16 protein-coding genes are annotated in these 16,916 nt (G+C 35.1%); 14 read left to right on the top strand and 2 right to left on the bottom strand.

Going from position 1 to position 16,916, the window contains the following annotated elements; genetic code table 11:
• The first annotated feature begins 1,166 nt into the window (after window positions 1–1,166).
• The 7 genes from metK to BK137_RS06860 all read left to right on the top strand — a co-directional run bounded on the left by metK (window position 1,167) and on the right by BK137_RS06860 (window position 7,831).
• Entirely contained in the window at window positions 1,167–2,357 is a 1,191-nt protein-coding gene (gene metK / locus BK137_RS06830; RefSeq protein WP_038182118.1) for a methionine adenosyltransferase, read from the top strand.
• Window positions 2,354–3,853: an aminotransferase class I/II-fold pyridoxal phosphate-dependent enzyme gene (locus BK137_RS06835; protein WP_235175697.1), complete on the top strand. Its 1,500-nt coding sequence runs from the start codon at window positions 2,354–2,356 to the stop codon at window positions 3,851–3,853. Before metK ends, BK137_RS06835 begins: the two co-directional genes overlap by 4 nt.
• On the top strand, window positions 3,854–4,285 hold the full coding sequence (gene speD / locus BK137_RS06840; protein WP_179078254.1) for an adenosylmethionine decarboxylase: 432 nt from the start codon (window positions 3,854–3,856) through the stop codon (window positions 4,283–4,285). It begins immediately after the preceding gene.
• A complete protein-coding gene (gene speE / locus BK137_RS06845) occupies window positions 4,285–5,139 on the top strand; it encodes a polyamine aminopropyltransferase (RefSeq protein ID WP_038182116.1) in 855 nt (284 codons plus the stop codon). Before speD ends, speE begins: the two co-directional genes overlap by 1 nt.
• Window positions 5,129–5,989 carry an agmatinase gene (gene speB, locus BK137_RS06850; RefSeq protein ID WP_235175696.1) on the top strand — a complete coding sequence of 287 codons (861 nt, stop codon included), beginning with the start codon at window positions 5,129–5,131 and terminating at the stop codon, window positions 5,987–5,989. The genes speE and speB overlap by 11 nt, the downstream gene beginning before the upstream one ends.
• 411 nt (window positions 5,990–6,400) lie before the next feature.
• Window positions 6,401–6,916 (top strand): GNAT family N-acetyltransferase, encoded by a 516-nt coding sequence (locus tag BK137_RS06855; RefSeq protein ID WP_038182114.1) that lies wholly within the window; start codon window positions 6,401–6,403, stop codon window positions 6,914–6,916.
• 549 nt (window positions 6,917–7,465) lie between these two features.
• Window positions 7,466–7,831, top strand: coding sequence for a hypothetical protein (locus BK137_RS06860; RefSeq protein ID WP_038182112.1), 366 nt, complete (start codon window positions 7,466–7,468; stop codon window positions 7,829–7,831).
• 129 nt (window positions 7,832–7,960) lie between these two features.
• Here BK137_RS06860 and BK137_RS06865 read toward each other — a convergent pair whose 3' ends face one another.
• Together BK137_RS06865 and BK137_RS06870 are read right to left on the bottom strand one after the other, a co-directional pair.
• Window positions 7,961–8,758 (bottom strand): enoyl-CoA hydratase/isomerase family protein, encoded by a 798-nt coding sequence (locus BK137_RS06865; RefSeq protein WP_038182109.1) that lies wholly within the window; start codon window positions 8,756–8,758, stop codon window positions 7,961–7,963.
• Window positions 8,759–8,967: 209 nt separating this feature from the next.
• On the bottom strand, window positions 8,968–10,164 hold the full coding sequence (locus tag BK137_RS06870; RefSeq protein ID WP_038182106.1) for a multidrug effflux MFS transporter: 1,197 nt from the start codon (window positions 10,162–10,164) through the stop codon (window positions 8,968–8,970).
• A 190-nt stretch (window positions 10,165–10,354) separates the two neighbouring features.
• On the opposite strand from BK137_RS06870, the gene BK137_RS06875 reads away from it, so the two are divergent.
• The 7 genes from BK137_RS06875 to BK137_RS06905 all read left to right on the top strand — a co-directional run bounded on the left by BK137_RS06875 (window position 10,355) and on the right by BK137_RS06905 (window position 16,899).
• The gene (locus BK137_RS06875; protein ID WP_038182103.1) at window positions 10,355–11,698 is read left to right on the top strand and encodes a sodium-dependent transporter; all 1,344 of its coding nucleotides are present in this window, start codon (window positions 10,355–10,357) and stop codon (window positions 11,696–11,698) included.
• A 249-nt stretch (window positions 11,699–11,947) separates the two neighbouring features.
• Window positions 11,948–12,526: a biotin transporter BioY gene (locus BK137_RS06880; RefSeq protein ID WP_143691014.1), complete on the top strand. Its 579-nt coding sequence runs from the start codon at window positions 11,948–11,950 to the stop codon at window positions 12,524–12,526.
• Window positions 12,527–12,599: 73 nt separating this feature from the next.
• Window positions 12,600–14,075 carry an AMP-binding protein gene (locus BK137_RS06885; protein WP_038182100.1) on the top strand — a complete coding sequence of 492 codons (1,476 nt, stop codon included), beginning with the start codon at window positions 12,600–12,602 and terminating at the stop codon, window positions 14,073–14,075.
• Between the two features lie 4 nt (window positions 14,076–14,079).
• A complete protein-coding gene (locus tag BK137_RS06890) occupies window positions 14,080–15,237 on the top strand; it encodes a thiolase family protein (protein WP_038182097.1) in 1,158 nt (385 codons plus the stop codon).
• Between the two features lie 2 nt (window positions 15,238–15,239).
• On the top strand, window positions 15,240–15,683 hold the full coding sequence (locus BK137_RS06895) for an FAS1-like dehydratase domain-containing protein (RefSeq protein ID WP_051448635.1): 444 nt from the start codon (window positions 15,240–15,242) through the stop codon (window positions 15,681–15,683).
• A complete protein-coding gene (locus tag BK137_RS06900; RefSeq protein ID WP_038182093.1) occupies window positions 15,684–16,082 on the top strand; it encodes a MaoC family dehydratase in 399 nt (132 codons plus the stop codon).
• Between the two features lie 4 nt (window positions 16,083–16,086).
• Window positions 16,087–16,899, top strand: a complete 813-nt coding sequence (locus tag BK137_RS06905) for an SDR family NAD(P)-dependent oxidoreductase (protein ID WP_051448634.1) — start codon at window positions 16,087–16,089, stop codon at window positions 16,897–16,899.
• The last annotated feature ends 17 nt before the right edge of the window (window positions 16,900–16,916 follow it).

The following is a 16,916-nucleotide window of genomic DNA, read 5'->3' on the forward strand; positions in this document are numbered from 1 at the left end:
AAAATAATTTTTATTATCTTGATAGCACTATGCTATATTTGGCTTTATATAAAAGTGGAAATGATGAGGTCCAAGCGCAAACAAGTCTAGTAGTTACTATTGCTATTACGCTTTGTTATCCGAAGAAAACAAAAAAACATTAAATATGGAATGATCTAAGAAACACATTTTAAGGTGATTATGTCTTGAAATGTGTTTTATTTTTTCTGAAAAACGAACAGAGAGGTACTTAGCTAAGGGAAAAATCAATTTTCTAATTATACTGAAAACCTTATTTCTCACTTGGATTTAGATGGATAGTTTTATCTTTGTAATGAGTAATAGGTAGAAGAAATTCCGATTGATCCACCTGGAAATTTAGCGATAATAGAAATTGTGTAAAAATAAATATAGGGAAAATTGTAATTCTTCATTAGTTTAAATATCAGAATAACTGTGTAAATTTAAAATTTTTTATAAATAGTATAATTGTAATTATTCAAACTCAGAAAATATGACTCACTTGTTTTATTGGTAAATTAACCTTATTACGAGTACTTTTTTAGCTAAATAGATAATAAATAAAATAGATTCAGTAGTGTTTATTTGAATCGAAAACTCGATCTTATAAATAAATTCTTTTTTTATTTTCTTATTGAGTTTAATAAATTGAATATAAGTTCATGTATATATCTTTACCTAGAGGTTTACTAGGTTTTGTAAGGTTGAGCTACTATTTTTCACTACGAAATTGTTTTACAAAAAAATAGTGAATAGATTATGCGCTTGTAAAAGGTTGATTTAATTGATAGGCACTCTTTAAGGTTTTGTGAAATTTAGAGATTCATAGAAATCCCTTAAAACTTTTTTTTGCTATTTAAAGAAGATTTTTTTTTCACTAAAAAATCTTAAAAAAATAAATTGACATGATTATTAAAATCTATTAACATTAGCACCATCATAAATAAAGTCATCTTATTAATAGCCGTTGAGACGAGGGGTCGAAGATACGGTGGCAAACCAATTTGGTTCGGAGTGAATCAGATCATGGGTGCCCAACCTGAGCGCAAAGTTTAACTTTGTGAACGATAAGAGGATAAGCAGCTGATATTAATCGAAGCTTTCCTTTGGTTGGAGGAGAGCTTTTTTTATGCCTAAAAAATGAATTTATTTTACAGGAGTGGTTAATGTTGGTTGAAAAAATTGTATTTACTTCCGAATCTGTATCAGAAGGGCATCCTGATAAAATTGCAGATCAGATATCTGATGCTGTATTGGATGCAGCGCTTGAACAAGATCCATTTTCTAGAGTGGCGTGTGAAGTGTTTGACACAACAAACACAGTAATTGTAGGCGGTGAAATTACGACTACAGCCAAATTAGATATTGAGAAAATCGCGAGAGATACATTGATTGAAATTGGTTACATTGATGAACGTCTAGGAATCAACGGGCATACTTGTGATGTACAAGTATTAATTCACAGTCAATCACCTGATATTGCTATGGGTATCGATTCATCAAGCGATACTCAAGCAATTGGAGCTGGAGACCAGGGAATTATGTTCGGATATGCAACGGATGAAACGAAAAATTTGATGCCACTACCAATCGAAATGGCACATACGCTAGTGAAAAAAGCATCTCAACTTAGAAAAAGTGGGGCTTTTAAATGGGCACGCCCAGATATGAAATCACAAGTAACAATAGATTATACAAATCCAGGTACACCAATTATTGATACGGTGTTGATGTCAATTCAACATGATGAAGATTTCGATAAAGAATTATTTGAAGATTACGTAATTGAAAACGTAATTAAAGAGACTGCTAGAGAGTTCGGTTTAAATCAAACATTCCGTATTTTAATTAACCCAACAGGACGTTTTGTTGTTGGTGGACCACATGGTGATGCCGGATTAACGGGACGTAAAATTATTGTAGACACATATGGTGGAGCTGCACGACATGGTGGCGGAGCATTTTCTGGTAAAGATTCTACAAAAGTCGATCGTTCTGCGGCTTATGCTGCAAGATATGTAGCAAAAAATATTGTTGCTGCTGAGTTAGCAAAAAAATGTGAAATTCAATTGTCGTATGCAATTGGTGTAAGCGAACCAATTAGTATTGCTGTTGAAACGTTTGGAACTGAAAAAGTGTCACAAGAAGAGTTACTTCGTGCAATTCGCAAAACTTTTGATTTAACACCAGCGGGTATTATTAACATGTTGGATTTACGTAAACCACAATATAAACAGGTTGCAGCTTATGGACATTTCGGAAGGAGTGACTTAGATGTACCTTGGGAAAGAACAGATAAAGTGAACGAACTGAAACAACTTGTATCCAGCTTTGAATTTGCTGGAGTTGGTCAATGATGAACGACATGCAAGTGCTTGCTACCGAGAGAAAAACATTTGAAGCACAGGATAAGATGCCATTGTTTGAGGCATTAATCCAGTATGCTCAGCAAGATGTTACACCATTTGATGTACCTGGCCATAAAATGGGCGCACAAATGAATCCTTTGAAAATAGCACTTGGGGAAATGACTCTGCGCATGGATGTTAATTCCATGAAAGAACTTGATTTATTGAGTCATCCTCAAACTGTTATTAAAGAAGCGCAGAAATTGGCTGCAGAAGCTTTCGGGGCGGATCATTCTTATTTTTTAGTTAACGGTACCACAATAGGAATACTGGCAATGATAATGGCAACTTGCAAGCCAGGTGATACTTTGTTGGTACCGCGAAATGGTCATAGGTCGGTGATGGATGGACTTATCATAAGTGGGGCAAAACCTATATTTATACAGCCCGAGGTCGACCATCATTTTGGGATTACACATGGCATTTCTGTTGAGAATGTGAAAAACGCACTGCATGAACATCCAGAAGCAAAGGCTTTGTTGGTAACATATCCAACATACTTTGGATCGATGAGTGATTTACGAGAAATCTGCCGTATCGCCCATGAGCGTGATATTACGGTTATAGTCGATGGCGCACATGGTGCCCATTTAGGGTTCATGTCTGATGACATCATAGACCCAATTGCTGCTGGGGCAGATGCAGTTACTATAAGTATGCATAAGACAGGTGGATCTCTGACTCAAAGTTCTTTGCTACTTCTTAAAAATGACAAAATCGCACCAGAGCACATACAAAAAGTATTGAACATGCTACAAACAACGAGTGCAAACTACCTACTTATGAGCTCGTTAGATGTGGCTAGAAGAGAGCTGTCTATATATGGTGAAGAGCGATTTGCTGATTTAAAGCCAATTATAGATGACGCAGTGAGAATAATTGAAACGGACTCACGTTATGAAGTATTGACAGCACAATATGTACAAGCACATTTTAATCAATCGTACGACTGGACAAAATTAGTAATACGGGTCAATGATCTTGGATTAACTGGATTTGAGATGTATTCAATTTTAAAAGAAAAGTACGGGATTCAGATGGAGTTAGCAGAAGGTTATGTAGTGATGGCGGTCATTACAAGTGCCGATACGAAGAATTCAATTGACAAATTAGTTTTTGCTTTAAAGGACATTGAAAAGAGAATAGGAAAGAATACGACGATTCAATCAACTTATGTAACAGCCAATCAAGTGAATGAACTGGTTTTAAGTCCACGCGAAGCATTTTATGCAGAACATGAATCAATCGCCATTGAAGATGCAGTAGGTCGGATAAGTGCAGACTCGTTGATGATCTATCCTCCAGGTATTCCCCTTGTTATTCCAGGAGAACTGATTTCTCAAGATATTCTCCAGCAATACGATTATTATTGTCAAACTTTAGGGAACGTTCTGATAGAAGCAAAAGAAGCAAATCATATAACTGTAATCAAGGAGGAAGCGTAAATGGGTATAGAATTATCAACTTTAGGAAGACATGTTTTAATTGAGTTTTACGGTTGTCCAAGTGAGGTAATTGAAAATAATGCATTGATTGAAAGATTTATGAACGAGGCGGCGGACTACTCAGGAGCAACTATTGTTGAATCTGTTTTCCATCACTTTAATCCGTATGGAGTTTCAGGAGCGGTTATTATTGAAGAGTCACATTTGACAATTCATACATGGCCGGAATATGGATTTGCTTCTGTAGATGTATATACTTGCGGCGATTCAGTAAATCCATGGAAAGCAGCTGACTACTTATCTGAAAAACTGCATGCTACAAAGACGGAATCTTTTGAAATTCCCCGTGGTATGGCTGATAAAATCCGCCAATTTGCAGAACAAGAAATTGATCAAATTAAAGTGAAAATAGAATTAGAAGGTGTGAAATAATGGCTTGGTATACTGAACAATGGAGCAATGAATGTAAATTTTCAATTGCTTACGACAAAGAACTTTATAGTGAAAAAACTCCATTTCAACAAATTGATTTTTATCAAGGAGAGGAATTCGGTACATTTTTCACTTTGGATGGCTTAATGATGGTTAATGAGAAAGACGAATTCGTATACCATGATATGATTGTACATCCTGCATTTGCAACAAATCCTTCAATTAAAAAAGTATTAATTATTGGTGGGGGAGATGGCGGAACAGCGCGTGAAGTGTTGCGTTATACAACAGTTGAAGAAGTAGTAATGGTGGAAATTGATGAGCGTGTTTTCCGTTTATGTCAAGAATTCTTACCAGTAACTGCTAATGGTGTTGAAGAGGATAGCCGTATGAAGTTACTTTTTGATGACGGTTTGGCATATGTTAAAAATGCACCTGATCAATCCTTTGATTTAATACTTGTGGACTCTACTGATCCAATTTCTGTTGGTGAAGGTCTATTTACTACAGAATTTTATAAAGAATGCTATCGCGTTTTAAATGAAGATGGTATTTTAATAAACCAACATGAATCACCTTATTTTGCGGAATATGCTGCTAATATGAAAAAAGCACATAGAAAGATTAAAGATATTTTCCCAATTACTCATGTTTATCAATATCATATGCCAACATATCCTTCAGGCCATTGGCTATTTGGTTTTGCATCTAAAACCTTTGATCCATTGAAAGACTTGAATGCTGAAGCTTGGGAAAAGTTTGGACTGAAAACTAAATATTATAATACGAATTTACATGCTGGAGCATTTGGTTTACCGAGTTACGTAAAGGAGGCTCTACAGCGTGGGGAATAAAGCTTTAAATATGAACACTTTTATAGGTTGTGAGAAATCATATAGCGAAGCAGAAACTGTATTATTTGGTGTTCCATTTGATGGAACAACGAGTTTTCGGCCAGGTACACGCTTTGCAATGCAAGCGATTAGAAATGACTCATTTGGATTAGAAAGCTACTCACCTTATTTAGATAAAAATCTTGAAGAAGCTGCAATTTTTGATGGTGGCGATTTGGACTTGCCTTTTGGCAATACTTCAAAAGTGTTAGATCAAATTTTTGACTACTGCCAAGAAGTTTTGGAGGATGGTAAGAAGTTTTTAATGGTAGGGGGAGAGCATCTCGTTAGTTTACCTACTATTAAAGCAGCATACGAAAAATATCCAAATTTGCACTTAATCCATATCGATGCTCACACTGATTTACGTGAGGATTATTTAGGTGAAAAATTGTCGCATGCTTCTGTGATAAGACGTTGTCATGAATTCCTTGGAGACGGTAGAATTTTTCAATTTGGGATTCGTTCTGGTTTAAAAGAAGAGTTTGAATGGGCAAAAGAACATACTTATATGGAACGCTTTTCTCTTGATACACTAAAAGAGAAAATAACAGAACTTCAAGATGTTCCAGTCTATATTACAATTGACTTAGACGTACTTGACCCTGGTGTTTTCCCTGGAACAGGAACTCCAGAACCAGGTGGAATTACGTATCGTGAATTATTAGAAGCAATCAACCAATTTCAAACACTAAAACAAATTGTGGCTGCGGATGTGGTAGAACTATCACCACCATATGATCCATCTGGAGCTTCTACCGCGATGGCTTGTAAAACTATTAGAGAACTTTTACTTACATTAGATAAATAGATTTCTTGTATGAAAAGGTCTTTAAGTAAATGAAAGTCGTATTGTTAATAAGTAACGTATTTTATTGTATTGATTCACAATTTGTGAGTGGAATTTATTAAATACTATTAAAATAGAAAGAATCCATTTTGATGTAGTTTATTCAAAATGGATTTTTTTTTTGACTATAGTAAAAAGTCTTTGGGAGAGTCAATAAATCAAATATTAAGATAGAGAATATGAAGAGAGTGTAAAGAGTTTATTTAAAGATTTTATTAGATGTTATATAATAATTCTCTGTTTTAGTAATAATTAGAAAACTATGATATTCTAATCTATAAGTTTTATTATCTTGGTTGCTGGGAGAATGAATTAATCTAGTGATAGAGAAATTGTTAGCGTATTTGAGAACATTTATAAGAGGTGAATATAATGGAATGGATTTTACAGTCTGATCGACTTGGATTTAGGAAGATAACTAAAGATGATTTTAATAATTTATGTGTTTTTCTACAAGATATAGAAGTAATGTACGCATGGGATCACGCGTTTTCAGATGAAGAAGTGAATGAGTGGATAGAAAAAAATTTAAATCGATATGAACAAGATGGCTTTAGTTACTTTGCGGCAATTGAAAAGGAAACTGGCAAGTTCATAGGTGTAATTGGACCGATGATAGATTCTATTGAGGGTGTTTCATATATTGAGATTGCCTATATTCTTGATAAAGCATTTTGGGGCAAGGGCTATGCTATTGAAGGTGCGGAGGCTTGTATGAATTATGCCTTTAATGAATTAAATGCAGAAAAAGTTATTGCTCAAATTAGGCCTGATAATTTATCTTCAAGTAAAGTTGCCGAAAAAATCGGGATGAAAATTGAGGGAGAATTTATAAAGCATTATCGAGGTAGAGACATTCTACACTTAATTTACAGTCGATCACAATAATAAATTACTCCGGAACATATCAGTAGAAGATAGGCATTGAATTTCAGTAATCTATAAAGTAACTCATTCGTGTAGCTTTTTAACAAAACTTGATAAAACTCTTAATAAATAGAAAAGTAATCAAGGGTTCAATATTGAAATATTAGATTACATACATTTATCTCAATAATGAATATTACCTTTTACTCAAATAACGGAGGCATTAGTAAAAGAGGCAACGACGTTCTCCTTTATTATTTAAAAGTACTTTTGATAAAACCCTTTGTTAGAAGATAGTTGAGCTGTTTAAACAGCTCTTTTTTAATTTAGATCAAGGGCAGTCTTAGTTAATTGGGATATTGGATTTTAATGGTAATATATATTTGTGAAAGGGCAGTTTAGTTGAAGAGTGTTATTTAAATTGTGTTCAACAATGGGCCAGAATATTGAAAACTCCTCTAAAAGAGAGAGAGTTATTTATGTTAAAATATTGCAAGTGAAATCACGTTTTGACTATTTCATCAAATATCAAGCAAAATAATTCAGAAACGAAGAAAGGACAGTACCATTATGCTAAATGTATCAAATGTAGATAAATTGGAATCAATAAAATCTTTACAGTCGACAATCAGTAAGCTCGAAAATGCCTTGTCCCAGATGACTCAGAAAGGCGTAAATACTACTTTAGTAAAGAAACGACTCAAAGCTGTTTGCATCGGCTTAGCAATGCTAGAGAACGTTTGGAATCAGAGCCCCCATTATTACACCAAGGAAGATTTATCAGAAGCTCACAATGTTCTTACTGGTTTATTTCCTTCTATTGAGAAAATTTATGTTAAGTCAAAGATTGGTAGTCCCCAAAGAACGCTTTTAGAAAGAAGAATTAAAGCGTTGGAACTAGCTATTCAAGCGATTGACGATATTTCCAATAAATAACTAGCCATCGTTTTGATCAAAACGATGGCTTTTTGTATTTAGCTAAATATGCGTTACAACATAGTTTTTTTCAACCTTTAATCTAAATCATCAAAGAGGGGCTATGAGAAGTAACCCATTAAGAAGGTGTTATTGTAGTTTACGTGCAAAAACGGGTGGACGTTTCTCAACAAATGCTCGAATGCCTTCAGGGAAATCAGTTGCATCAACAAATGGCGTGGATCCCTTCCATAAAACAGGTGCTGAATCAACACATTCCTGTACGGATTGCTTGACAGCAAGTAATGAAGCAGGAGACATTGAACCTACTAATTTACCCATACGAATTGCGTAACGGTCTAAGTCCTTTTCAGTAACTAAGTAGTTTAACATACCGACGCGAAATGCTTCTTCAGCTTTTAACATGCGTCCTGTAAATACTAAATCTTTTGTCATACTTGGTCCGATTAAGTTGACAAGGCGTTGAGCAAATTGGTTGTTTAGTGTAATCCCTAATTTGCCAACAGGTATGCCAAGTTTAGCCTTATGTGAACCGATACGAATATCACAGGCAAGTGCTAATTCGAGTCCTGCACCCATCGCTGGTCCATTGATTACAGCAATTGTTGGAATAGGTAAGCGCTCAACAGTAGAGATTGTTTTTTCCATATGAATAAATGCTTCCTCTGCTTTTTCAAGAGAAATCGAATTGAATTCTTTAATATCAGAGCCGGCAGTGAATTGTTCACCATGACCACGAATAATAAGTACTTTATTTTTGGGGTTTTCTAATGTTTGTAGTGCAATTTTACGCAGTTGATCCCACATATTCGCTGTTAACGCGTTTTTTGCCTGTGGGCGGTGAATGGTAATAATCGCAATACCAGCTGTTTCTTGATAAACGATTTTTGCATCCTCTGCTTCAAGTCTTGTAGTTATAACCTTCATTATTATCCCCCTAAATCAGTGCTTTCTCCTATTATAGTACAGATGATGTCTGTTGTAGTCAAAGAGTCTGAAATTGAAAGAAAATACTAATAATTTGTAAAGAAATGTACAAATTATAGCGGAATTATTGTTGTAATGGAATATATATTGTTAGATAACTATATAAAAAACCGCTCTATTTGGAGTTAATCAAATAGGACGGTTTATGATTACTTTTTCGGTATTGATGAAAAGGCAATGATAGCAAATAGTGTGCTAGATAATATGATAATACCCATTGGCCAAGCATTCATTTCGCCTGCTATTCCTACTAACGGAGAAACAACAGCACCACCGATAAATGGTAATAAGCCAAGTAGTGCTGAGGCACTGCCGGCATTATTTCCTTGCTTTTGCATACTCAGTGAGAAGGCGGTTGTTGAAACAATACCTACTGTCGATACGATGATAAATAAAGCTATAAGTATGAAAACAAGAGGCAATTTAAATGCAATGACAGCTACTAATAGTAGACTGCCTGCAAAAGCGATTAAAATTCCAGATAAAAGTAATTTAATTTCTTCTACTTTTTCAGACAATTTACCGGTCATTTGAGAAGCAATGATAATACCAATACCATTAAGTCCAAAAAACAGTGAGAAAGCTTGCGGAGAAAGTCCATAAATTTTTTGCAGAACAAATGGAGATCCTGCTATGTAAGCGAACATGGCTGTCATAATGAATGCTTGAGTTAATGCTAAGCCTATAAACGAGCGATCTTTCACTAATGCACCGAAAGTTTTGACTGTCGCAAAAACGCCACCTGTCGCTCTTCGTTGTACTGGCAATGTTTCCGGTAAGATAAAAATAACGCTGATAAGCATTAAAATCCCGATGACAGCTAATACGATAAAGACGATTGGCCATGGAGCGAATTTCAATACCATGCCACCAAAAATAGGGGCAAGAATTGGTGCAGCACCATTAACTAAAGCAAGTAAAGCTACGAATTTCGTTAAATCCTTTCCATCATACATATCTCTTGCAGAAGCTCTAGCAATAACTATGCCTGCAGCACCTGAGAAACCTTGAACAAAACGGAGACCGATTAACATCCAAATACTACTGCTAAAAGCACAAAGTAATGAAGCAACTGAATAAATAATTAATGTAAATAGTAAAGGTTTTCTACGCCCCTTTATATCACTTAAAGGTCCGAAAATTAGTTGACCAAAAGCAAGACCTAATAAGCAAGCAGTTAAGCTTAATTGTGCATATGAAGTCGTTGTACCTAAATCAGTTGCTACTGTTGGTAAAGAGGGTAAATACATGTCCATTGAGAGTGGACCAAAAGCTGTTAAAGAACCTAAAATGAGAACGATCCACGTTTTAGAAATCGTGCGCCCATTTAATGTTTTTTTTTCCATATTACATCTCCTTCTAAAATACTACGCAAATACTAGTCTACATGAGAAATATGAATAGTGTCTAACATGTTTTAATAAAGAATAAACTTTCTTATAAATTAAGTATTTTCATGATAGAATAGGGAGTGATTATTTATGTCTCTTCAATTGTTAGAATTGTTGAGCTGAGCAGAGTATAGGAGGATTATCTTTGGATTCAAAAAGAGGACAGTGGTCAACGAAAATTGGTTTTATATTATCGTCGGCTGGAGCGGCAATTGGGCTAGGAGCCATTTGGAAGATGCCATATGTAACAGGACAAAGTGGAGGGGGAGCCTTCTTTTTATTATTTGTTATCTTTACGTTACTTATTGGTTTACCGATGCTAATTTCAGAATTCATCATTGGTCGCGGATCGGGTGCAGAAGCGATCTCAGCATATAAAAAACTAGCACCAAAAAGTGTATGGGTATGGATTGGTCGACTTGGAGTAGCAGGATGCTTCTTATTACTATCCTTTTACAGTGTAGTAGGGGGCTGGATATTAATATATAGTGGTAAGGCTGTTATCGGAAATGTTATTCAAAGTGGAACAGCGCCAGATCAATTGTTTAGCATGATAACAGGGACACCTTGGGTCACATTAGTTGGACTAGCACTTTTCACACTGATCAATGTGCTTATCATTTCCCTAGGTGTACAAAATGGTATTGAAAAAGCAAATAAATATATGATGCCTTTATTATTTGTATTCTTCTTCATACTTGTTATTCGAGCATTATCACTTGAAGGAGCAATGGAAGGGGTAAAATTCTTCTTAGCGCCGGATTTTTCTAAGATTACAGGTAAAGCCGTGTTATATGCGCTTGGACAGTCGTTTTTCGCATTAGCTGTTGGTTTTTCGTGTATGGTAACGTATAGTTCATATTTGAAAAAAGATGAGAGTTTACCTAATTCAGCAGGGTCTGTCGTATTAATGAATATTTTTGTATCTTTACTCGCGGGGCTAGCGATCTTCCCAGTCGTTTTTGCATTTGGTTTTGAACCAGCAGAAGGACCTGGTTTATTGTTTATGGTGTTGCCTTCAGTATTTAGTCAAATGCCATTTGGTGAACTATTCTTAGCGATTTTCTTATTACTGTTCTTATTCGCCACACTTACTTCGTCATTTAGTTTATATGAAATTATCGTAGCAGCTTTAGTAGAGAAGTGGCCGAATGCTAGAAGAAATATTGCATTTGCTTTAGGTGTAGTCGTATTTATTGCCTCTATTCCAGCAGCATTATCGTCTAGCAGTTTAAGTGATTTTACAATTTTTGAAAAGAGTATTTTCGATGCGACAGATTATTTAGTCAGTAATATTATGCTTCCATTAGGGAACTTACTAATTGCTATTTTCATCATGCATAAAGTAAAGAAATCATTTGTGAAAGATGAGTTTATGCAAGGTGGTAAGTTATCGTCCATGTATTTTAATACGTGGAAATTCTTAATGACTTGGGTAGTGCCAATCATTATTACGATCGTATTTGTCTATTCTATAACTCAATATTAAGCATATTAACAAAACCTAAGCTAAGGAAATTCGGCTTAGGTTTTTTTATAAAAAATTTTGTGTTAACCTAAATTAAAAATAGGTTTACAAAAAGATATAAAAGTTTTATTATCATAATTGTGTACGATAATCATCATCAAATTGAGTTCTCTTGATGTCGTTCACGACTCTTCAAAGCGCTTTGAAATTATTCACATTGTCGACGATGTGAGAATTGTACATAAATCTACTATAACGGAGATGAAATGATTGAATACAAAAGATATGGTGATGGCCGCTCTATTTGCTGCAGTAATTGCAGTTCTAGGACTTATTCCACCGATACCATTATCATTTATACCTGTACCGATTACAGCACAAACTTTAGGCATTATGCTTGCAGGAAGCTTTTTAGGACGTAAAGTAGGCACATTAAGTGTCTTAGTTTTTCTAGCATTAGTTGCGTTAGGTACTCCACTCTTATCAGGTGGACGTGGAGGTCTTTCAGTTTTTATGGGACCATCAGTTGGTTATTTAATTAGTTGGCTAATCGCAGCTTTCGCTATCGGATATTTAACAGAAAAATTTTGGGACAATATGAAAGTGTGGAAGTTAATAATAGTAAACTTCGTTGGAGGTGTTCTACTAATTAATATCATTGGAGCACCGGTAATGGCTATTATGACTGACACGTCTATTTGGGCAAGTATTACAGGGGCGATAGCATTTTTACCTGGAGATTCGATTAAAGCAGTAGTTGCAGCAATCATTGCAGTTCAGTTAAAAGCTGTGAGTCCTATAAAGAAAAAAACACTTGTAATATCACAAAATATGCAGCATTTCAATTAAAAACGTGTAAGAGGAGATAAGCACTTCTCCTCTTATTTTTCAAATTATTTAGTTTATAGAGTGAGGTAATTCTATGAATATTGTCGATCAAATAAGAGATTATGCACAAACAACTCCTGATAAAATAGCTATTCAATATAACGAGGTTGCCATTACATATAAAGACTTTATCAATTGTATCCATCAAGTTGGGAATGGTCTATTAAGTAAAAGCACTGAAAAAAATAATAAAGTAGCAATTTTCATGCACAATAAAGTGGAATTTCTTGAAGTTTTCCTAGGCGCGATTTCAGCAGGCTATATACCTATTCCCATGGATCCAAAATGGAGTGATAAGGAGATTAGTTATGTATTAAGTATTTGTGAACCAACAGTACTTTTAATTGATGACGAATTTAAGGGAAAGGTAATGAACGTACATTATCCTGTCATTGTTGTAGGGGGAAATTATATTGAGTGGAGACAGCAGTATAGTACAAGAATTCCTAATATATTGGAACAACCAACGACACTATTCATAGGTTTTACATCTGGTACAACAGGCGATCCAAAAGGTTTCGTTCGTTCTCACCATTCGTGGATTGAAAGTTGTTATGCAACAAAAGATGCATTTTTAATGAAACAACAAGACCATGTTATTGCACCAGGACCTCTCGTACATTCTATGTCACTTTTCGCCGCTATTAATACGCTATTCATTGGGGCTACCTTCCATTTAATTGATAAATTCTCTCCGGTAAAGGTAGTGCAAGAAATGCAAAAAGTTGAAAATATAGTGCTTTATGTAGTTCCAACGATGATAGAAGGCATACTTTCTTATTTAAGAAAACATACAGTCAACTTTTTTGAGCCTAAATCTATTATTTCCTCTGGAGCAAAATGGACTGAGGAGTCTAAATTAGAAGTACTAGAATTATTTAGAAATAGTGATGTTTTCGAGTTTTACGGATCTTCTGAAGCAAGTTATATTGCGTATTTACCAGCTACTGAACAAATTATTAAACCAAAATCAGTAGGTAAACCTTTTCCAAAAGTGAAGATTTCGATTCGTCATGATGATGGAACGGAAGTAGAAACTGGTGAGATAGGTCAATTATTTGTTTCAAGTGATATGGTGTTTGATTGCTATTTTAAAAATGAAATAGAAACAGATAAAGTATTGCAAGGAAGTTGGTTAGCACTTGGAGATTATGCTTTAAAGGATAAGGAAGGTTATTTATACATTGTAGGTAGAGCAAAAAATATGATGATAACTGGTGGTCTAAATGTATTTCCAGAGGAAGTTGAGGATGTATTACGTTCATTAGATGAAGTATCTGAAGTTTTGGTATATGGTCAACCTGATACGTATTGGGGTGAAAAAATCGTTGCTATCATTCAATGGAAATCGAGCAAAGAGTTGTCACATTCTCAAATTAAAGAGTATTGTAGGAAGCGTTTAGCAACTTATAAAATACCGCAAATTATAAAGTCAGTAAAGGATTTCCAATATACAGGTAGTGGGAAAATTGCTAGAGATAAGATGCAAAAACAGATAGTGGAGGCTTGATAATATGGCAGAAGCATTTATCGTACTAGCTAAACGAAGTCCAATCGGCAAACTTGGCGGTGTCTTAAAGGACATTGAACCGGAGGATTTGTTAGCACAAGTAATTGAAAATATTGTGAATGAATACAATTTACCGGTCAACGAAATTGATGATGTCATTATAGGGAATACAATTGGACCAGGTGGTAATATTGCGCGTCTGGCCTTACTAACAGCAAATCTACCTATTGAAGTTCCTGGAGTGACAGTGGATCGTCAATGTGGGTCTGGATTAGAGGCAATTAATATCGCAGCTCGTCTCATTCAAAGTGGTGCGGGTCATATGTACTTAGCTGGCGGAGTTGAGAGTGTAAGTAGAGCGCCTTGGCGTATGAAGAAACCTTCATCTCTGTATAGTAATAGTGCTCCAGAAATATATATGCGTTCGAAATTTTCACCAGATACTATCGGAGATCCTGATATGGGTATTGCAGCTGAAAATGTAGCTGAGCAATACAACATTTCACGTGAAGAAATGGATAGATATGCATTTGATAGCCATCAAAAGGCGCTTGCAACAGATTTTTCGACAGAAATTGTACCGATAACATATAAATCCAGAAATGAAATCGTTACTGTATTTGAGGATGAATGCCCAAGGAGAACAACAAATATTGAAAAGCTTGCAACACTTAAACCGATATTCAAAGAAGGTGGTGTTGTAACTGCAGGCAATGCATGTCCAGTAAACGATGGTGCAGCTGTTGTATTACTGATTTCAGGAGATAAATGTAAGGAACTTGGTTTGCAACCTGTTATGAAGTTCGTTGACGCAGTTGCAGCTGGGGTAGATCCAAATTATTTAGGGATAGGTCCAGTTCCCGCTGTTGAGAAATTATTAGTCAGAAATCAATTACATATTAATTCAATTGAACAAATTGAATTTAATGAAGCTTTTGCATCTCAAGTACTGGCCTCATTAAAATGTTTGAACATATCAACAACAAAAGTAAATGCGGGAGGAGGAGCTATTGCTTTAGGTCATCCTTATGGTGCATCGGGAGCCATATTAGTTACACGTTTGTTCGCTCAAATGCAGAAAAAAACTATTAATAAAGCAATTGCTACTTTGGGGATTGGTGGAGGACAAGGACTCGCAACATTATTTGAAGGGGTGAACTAGCCATGTCTTTTAAAGCTGGAATGACTTCAGACTTTTTTTATGTAACTGTGAAGCATCAAGATATTCAAAACTTTGCAAGAAGTATACAAAACAAAAACCCATTACATTTCGATGTGCATAAAGCAAAAAATGCTGGATTTCCTAATCTTCTAGCTCCTCCAACATATCCTATATTATTTTGGCAAATAGCGAAATTAGATTGGCTTGATCAATTGGATGTGCCGTTAATACATGGAGAACAAAAGTTTAACTATATAAAACCAATTGTTGCAGGTGATACATATATATGCAAAATCTATTTAAAAGAAGTGAAGAAAAAGCAAGGTTCTACAGGATTACTTTGGATATTGAAGCATGTACTTGAAGGTTATCAAAATGATGAGTTATCTTTCACATCAGAAACAACTTTGATTATACGAGAATTTCAAGGAAATGAGGTGGATTAATTGGTTTCATTCACAAGAGGTGATTATGTTTGTGAAAATGAGAGCGTTATTATTTCAGTAAATGATGTAAAGAATTATGCTGAAACTTCTAATGATTTTAATGCGATTCATTTAGATTTTCAAAGTGCAGTAGAAGCAGGGTTTGAAAGGGAAATTGTACATGGCATGCTTGTAATGGGAATAGCAGAAAGTAGATTGTCTTATGTTTTTCCAACTAGCTTTGTCGTCTCTTATGAAACGAAATTTCTTCACCCTGTATTGGTTGGTGAATTATTAACTATTTCATATGTAGTAATAGAAGAAGACCTAGATATTATTACAATTAAAATAGAGGTAGCTAAAGAAAATGGAAAAGTAGCAATTATAGGTGTCATCCAATTTACAAATGTTGGAGGGTGAGGGAATGCTACAAGAAAAAGTAGTTTTAATAACGGGTTCTACAAGAGGAATAGGTAGAAGTATGGCAATTCAAATGGCTAAGGAAGGTGCTTTAATTGCCGTGAATGGTACTAATGGAAATAATGTTAAAGCCGTAGTAGATGATATTAAAACAAGAGGCGGACAAGCAGTTGGTATTTGTGAGAGTGTTGCATCAATATATGGCGCTGAACGAATTGTAAATAAAACTTTAGAGAATTTTGGGAAACTAGATATTCTCATTAATAATGCAGGTATAACGAGAGATCAATTACTTGTGAAAATGTCAGACCAATCTTGGAATGAAGTGCTAGACGTCCATTTGACAGGAACTTTTGCGTGTACAAGGGCAGCAGTTCAACATTTGAAAAGTCGGGGTGAAGGGGGATGTATTATTAATTTGACATCAACTGCAGGTTTGATGGGAACAGTTGGTCAAGTAAATTATAGTGCAGCAAAAGCGGGTATTTTAGGAATGACATTTACATTAGCAGAAGAATTAAAACGTTATGGCATTCGAGTTAATGCAATAGCACCAGCCGCTTTAACAGATATGACAAAACCGGTCATAGAACGTATTCAAACAAAGTGCAAGGAAGAAAATAAAGAGTTTCCGGATTATTGGAAAGTTGGTTCACCTGAAGATGTAGCCAATTTAGCCACTTTATTAGCTAGTAATAGCAGTACTGTAACTGGTAAAGTTTTTTCGGTCAATGGTTCAAAAATCGGTATTTGGGAAAAGCCCTCACATACAGAACTTTCAATAGAGGAATTAAAAAAAATAGTTAATAGAGATTGATAAAAAGAAGGTGCATG

This window comes from Viridibacillus arenosi (assembly GCF_001955655.1).
In the GTDB taxonomy this organism is placed as follows: domain Bacteria; phylum Bacillota; class Bacilli; order Bacillales_A; family Planococcaceae; genus Viridibacillus; species Viridibacillus arenosi.